Here is a 4,682-nt window from a genome sequence, read left to right on the forward strand (position 1 = left end):
GTAAACAGTAGGTTGCAGGTTCAACTCCTGTCACCAGCCCCAGAATGCGAATGTGGTGCAGTGGCTAGCATCCCTGGCTTCCAACCAGGAGACACGAGTTCGAGTCTCGTCCTTCGCTCCAATCTTGAATCTTGCGAATGTGGTGTAAGGGCTAACACCGGAGTATGCCAATCTCCAGATGCGAGTTCGACTCTCGCCGTTCGCTCTCGTAGCCTCGTAACTCAGTTGGGAGAGTGCCTCTCTTACAAAGAGGAAGTCGCGGGTTCAATCCCTGCCGAGGTTACCAATATAGGAGTGTCGCCTAACGAATAAGGCAACTGTCTTCTAAACAGTTTCATGCAGGTAATGCCTTCGGCAACGCTACGCGAACGAGTCCTGCCATTCCTGCCAAACTTGGGACCATAGCTCAACTGGCTAGAGCGTCCGCCTTGCAAGCGGAAGGTTAGGGGTTCGACTCCCCTTGGCTCCACTGTGACTGAACCCGAAGTGGTGGAGGGGCTGGTTTGTGACACCAGTGTTAGCGAGTTCGACTCTCGTCAGTCACCCCAAATAAAAATTGCGGTGTACGCAATTACTCAACGAAGGAATGAGGATTCCAGCCACTAAAAAGCCCCATGATTACGCTTGTAGTACGGGGTTTTCTTGCTGTTCTAGTCCAAAAATAGTCCAAGCTGTTGTAGTACACTTTCACTTCAAAGGTCAAAACTAAACCTAAAGGCCTTTAAAGTCTTTGAACAAAATAGTTTTATTAAATCTCATAAGTTATTTTTAAACTAGTCGAACCTTAATGTTTCAAGAGACAATAGATGGCACGAAGTTCAGCTAGCTCCACAGAAACTACCTATCTTTTTATTGATGGCGGGTATCTTAAGGACAAATACAATAAGACCAAACAATGGTTTGAAGGTAATGGCGAAATTGATTTTTACAAGATAAAGGGCTACTTTAGCGCAAAAAAAGCTTTTTATTATGATTGTTTGGATAATCAGAGAAAGGCGCAGGAAAGTGAATCAGATTTCAGCTTGCGGCTGTTTGAGCAAAAGCAATTCTTCAATAGTATTCAAGAAGTTGAAGGCTTTCATGTACAATTAGGCACCCTTGTAGGAGATGGAAAAAAACGACGCCAGAAAGAGGTAGATATCCTTCTGGCAGTTGACATGATGAACCATGCCATCCGAGGCAACATGGATAAGGCAGTCCTACTATCAGGTGATCGAGATTTTAGACCTTTAGTTCAAAGCCTTATTCAAATGGGGACCTATGTCTTAATAGCATCGGACGAAGAATCAACAGCCAAAGAATTCATTTGGGCTGCGGACTCTCACCACAAGATAACGTTTTTTGATTTGTATTATTGGTCATCAAATTCACTGATCTCTCAGTATCCTCTCCTAGATAGATGGAATAGCAATGATGCTCATGAACTTCATAATTACTCTTTAGTCAAAAAAGGCTTATTAAAGGAACATAAGGTTATGCTGTATAAATCTGAAGAAACGTTTTTAATCTGTTTCCCGAATTACAAAAACTCTATTTACAATTACTATATTAAATCTAATAACTTAAGTAACTTAGAGACGTTCTGCTGCCTAGAAAACAACGGAAATATAAATTGGGAATAAGTACTTCAGATTCGATTGCTTTTGGAAGGCCAAACTAGACATTGGAATACCGTTGATATCTCAGCTATTGAGAATTCCTGAAAAATAGCTTCCATAAGGCTTCCAGCCCTTAAATTCCTGCTTTGGGGTTGTAGGGGTCAAAAGCCACGTAGCTCTCTCAGCGAAATTTAGTGACTGACCTAAAAAAGCACCTTCCCTAACCTAGAGAGGTGCTTTTTTAGATCAAATCTAGATCAGCTATTTAGGTCAATCGCTGGAACCAGGGCGAACGACGGGACTCGAACCCGCGAGTAGTGGAACCACAATCCACAGCGGTAATCGTTTGGAATAAACAGGAGCCGCGAAGGCTAACCCGAAGCTGGAACGCTGTGATTGCTTGAGCTTCAGCATCAGGCTGGGTTCGACGAACAGGAGGGCAATGTTAAATTCGGAGTAAGTTTTTTCAAGCTGGGTCAGAAAAAATGGTGAACCCTGAAGGATTGGCTGTCAAGAGTGTTCAAGCAATAAATGCTGAGCAAGCAAAGTTGTATGAGCGAATTCAAGCGTTTTCATTAGACCAACCAGATGCTCAACTATCGTTCAGCACGCGGTTAGCAAGAGATAATGGTTGGTCACTACAATATGCTCTGCAAGCCATTGAGGAGTATAAAAAATTTGCTTTTTTGGCTGTGGTAGCAGGTCATCCAGCCACCCCCTCAGACCCAGTAGACCAAGTTTGGCATCTCCACTTGAGCTATACACGCTCTTATTGGGAAGAGTTCTGCTCAGAGATTTTGCAAACACCGCTTCATCACGAGCCAACCCGTGGAGGACAGGCTGAAAATCAAAAATTTGATGAGTGGTATAGCAAAACCTTAGAGAGCTACGAACGATTTTTTGGAACAAAGCCTCCAGTAGAACTTTGGTCTACACCACAAAATCGTTTTGGCCGCGACTTGCATTTTGTGCGAGTCAATACTCAGCAGAATTGGGTACTGCAAAAAACTCAAATCCATCAAGCTGCAACAGTAGGCTTAGCAGTTGTTTCGGCGTTGATCATGAGTGGCTGCTATGTGGGAAGCTCTGCCAGTGAAATTAATCCATTAACAGCAATTTTTCTACCAATTTTTCTACTTGTATTTGGTGCTGTGGCAGGACTTGGGTTAATTGCCGGCATATCTACCTTGAAGAATCCAACGCCTTCCCGTGCTCGCAGACAATGGAATAACAATGGTGATGCTGGTGGAGGGGGTTATAGCGGATGGAATTGGGAAGATTTCTCAGGTCATCATTCTGACTCTCATCATTCAGACTCTAGCGGAGGCGATTCTGGGTGTGGTGACTCTGGAAGCAGCGATGGCGGTGGTTGTGGCGGTGGCGGCGAGTAGCTGCACAACCATTTAGCTGGAGCAGACTATCGAAAGTTGCGTCTGGAGTTGTAAACGTTATTAGCCGCTCAGCCGAACCGTTAGACTGCTTCACCCAGCCAAAGCGATCGCCTCGCTTGAGCAATTGAGATACTATTGATATCTCAGCAATTGAGAATAGTTGAAAGGCTGACTACTAAAAGATTTTGGTCTAGAAATTCCTGCCTTGGGGTAGTAGGGGACTAAGCAGTTCTTACCCTTTCATCTTTTTCAGGGTTGACTCTACTCGTTTCAGCAATCGTGCTGTGTCACGGGTGATCGTTTGAAGTTCTGGGAGTTCTGGTTCCGGATAGGCTTTTTGCCACCTGTTAAGTTCCGTTTGTAGCCGACGCAAAGCAGCAGTAGCAGCAACATTATCTTGCTGCTCAGAAAGCCGGACATCTGTCACACTTTCCTCAAATGCTTCATTTAAGTAGCGTCTAACGGTTCGGATGCTCTTCCCAATAATCACTTCTAAAGCAGGGCGCAAGACTTTTTCACCTTTAGCAGGCCGTCCTTTTACCTCTACATATCCAGCATTCTTGAGTCGTTCAGCTAGCGATCGCACTTCAGCCGGAGTGTAGTCCCGTCGCTTTTCATTCTCTGTGACCTCGACCTGTAGTGCTTGAGCAGGATCTTCCTCTGCATCGAAGTTTAAGATTCTAACGGGGATCGAATCGTGAGGAAAATGCTTCGAGTAAGCGTCAGGGCTTTGCTCGTGAACCATCAGGATTGCTGCTTTGCGGTGGCCCCCTGCTAACAACCGTCCTCGTCTATCCACCACTAAAGGTTCTAGAAGACCCAAGATAGCGATGGACTCTACCAAGTCAGCTACATGCTGCGTGTTTAACTCACGAGTATCAATGCTACGGTCTAAAATTTTGGCTAAGGGCAAGGTTGAGGGAAGAGATTGCTCCTGTTCAACTCTCGTTTCTGCCGCTCGATCTTGGGCTTGAATTGCAGTTCCTGCTGCTTGGGCTGCATCTAGTAACTCTGCTGCACTCCGTCTTTTAGCCATTCTCGTTCTCTAGTCCTGAGCCGTCTTCATAATCCACTGAGCGATCGCTGATAACTCCTCTGCCGAGCGCGATCGGGGTGCATAGTCCATCAGTGGAACCTGTTGCGCTCCAGCTTGGGCAAGGTTTGTATCTTGATGCACAGTGAAATTTTTTATATCTGAGTGGCGTTGAGCTAGCTGAGCAGGAATCTCCTTATCTAAAGCTCGCCGCTCATCAATTTGGGAAAGTACTAAAGCCCACTGTTTAGGTCCTCGGCGCTCTTTACTCCGGTAGGTCTCCAAAACACCCATGACTCGGTTCGCGCCCATGATGGCAAAAGGATGAGCATTTGTTACAACCAGTGTGACTTGAGCTGCCACCAAACCTAAGCGCTCCAAACTTTCATTGCCTGGAGGACAATCCAAAATCACCGCATCGTAGGGCATGGGTTCAATTAGGTCAGCCAAGTCTTCAGGATGCAGTGATTGAATCGTATGGTTAGTTAAATTCGGCCCACCTGGAAGAACGTATAGTCCTGGGGCTGCTTCCAAGGGCGAGGGATTTTCACCCATCAATAACTCAGCAGTTCCGGGAGCAGCAGGGTTAACTCCTAATGCATAAGCAGCATTAGATTGAGGATCAAGGTCTATCACCAATACCTGCTGTTTCTGCTTAGC

Annotated in this window: 5 protein-coding genes and 6 tRNA genes; 8 read left to right on the plus strand and 3 right to left on the minus strand. The window is 45.6% G+C overall.

Features of this window, described 5'->3' with window-relative positions; genetic code table 11:
• Positions 1-46 precede the first annotated feature (46 nt).
• The 7 genes from NDA01_RS31290 to NDA01_RS31320 all read left to right on the plus strand — a co-directional run bounded on the left by NDA01_RS31290 (position 47) and on the right by NDA01_RS31320 (position 1,622).
• Positions 47-121 (plus strand) — tRNA-Gly (locus NDA01_RS31290).
• 12 nt (positions 122-133) lie between these two features.
• Positions 134-205: transfer RNA gene (locus NDA01_RS31295), tRNA-Gly, on the plus strand.
• Positions 206-210: 5 nt separating this feature from the next.
• Positions 211-286 (plus strand) — tRNA-Val (locus NDA01_RS31300).
• A gap of 4 nt (positions 287-290) precedes the next feature.
• Positions 291-390 (plus strand) — tRNA-Arg (locus NDA01_RS31305).
• Between the two features lie 5 nt (positions 391-395).
• Positions 396-469 (plus strand) — tRNA-Ala (locus NDA01_RS31310).
• 2 nt (positions 470-471) lie between these two features.
• Positions 472-548, plus strand: a tRNA-His gene (locus tag NDA01_RS31315).
• 258 nt (positions 549-806) lie between these two features.
• Positions 807-1,622: an NYN domain-containing protein gene (locus NDA01_RS31320; RefSeq protein ID WP_348231125.1), complete on the plus strand. Its 816-nt coding sequence runs from the start codon at positions 807-809 to the stop codon at positions 1,620-1,622.
• A gap of 246 nt (positions 1,623-1,868) precedes the next feature.
• On the opposite strand, the gene NDA01_RS31325 is transcribed toward NDA01_RS31320, so the two are convergent.
• Positions 1,869-2,012, minus strand: a complete 144-nt coding sequence (locus NDA01_RS31325) for a hypothetical protein (RefSeq protein ID WP_348231126.1) — start codon at positions 2,010-2,012, stop codon at positions 1,869-1,871.
• A gap of 71 nt (positions 2,013-2,083) precedes the next feature.
• On the opposite strand from NDA01_RS31325, the gene NDA01_RS31330 reads away from it, so the two are divergent.
• Positions 2,084-2,989 carry a glycine-rich domain-containing protein gene (locus NDA01_RS31330; protein ID WP_348231127.1) on the plus strand — a complete coding sequence of 302 codons (906 nt, stop codon included), beginning with the start codon at positions 2,084-2,086 and terminating at the stop codon, positions 2,987-2,989.
• Positions 2,990-3,221: 232 nt separating this feature from the next.
• Here the strand turns inward: NDA01_RS31330 and NDA01_RS31335 are convergent, their stop codons facing one another.
• The gene (locus tag NDA01_RS31335) at positions 3,222-4,025 is read right to left on the minus strand and encodes a ParB/RepB/Spo0J family partition protein (RefSeq protein WP_348231128.1); all 804 of its coding nucleotides are present in this window, start codon (positions 4,023-4,025) and stop codon (positions 3,222-3,224) included.
• A 9-nt stretch (positions 4,026-4,034) separates the two neighbouring features.
• A partial coding sequence (locus tag NDA01_RS31340) for a ParA family protein (RefSeq protein ID WP_348231129.1) occupies positions 4,035-4,682 on the minus strand: 648 nt, incomplete at its 5' end.

It is taken from the genome of Trichocoleus desertorum AS-A10 (assembly GCF_039962155.1).
Classification (GTDB): domain Bacteria; phylum Cyanobacteriota; class Cyanobacteriia; order FACHB-46; family FACHB-46; genus Trichocoleus.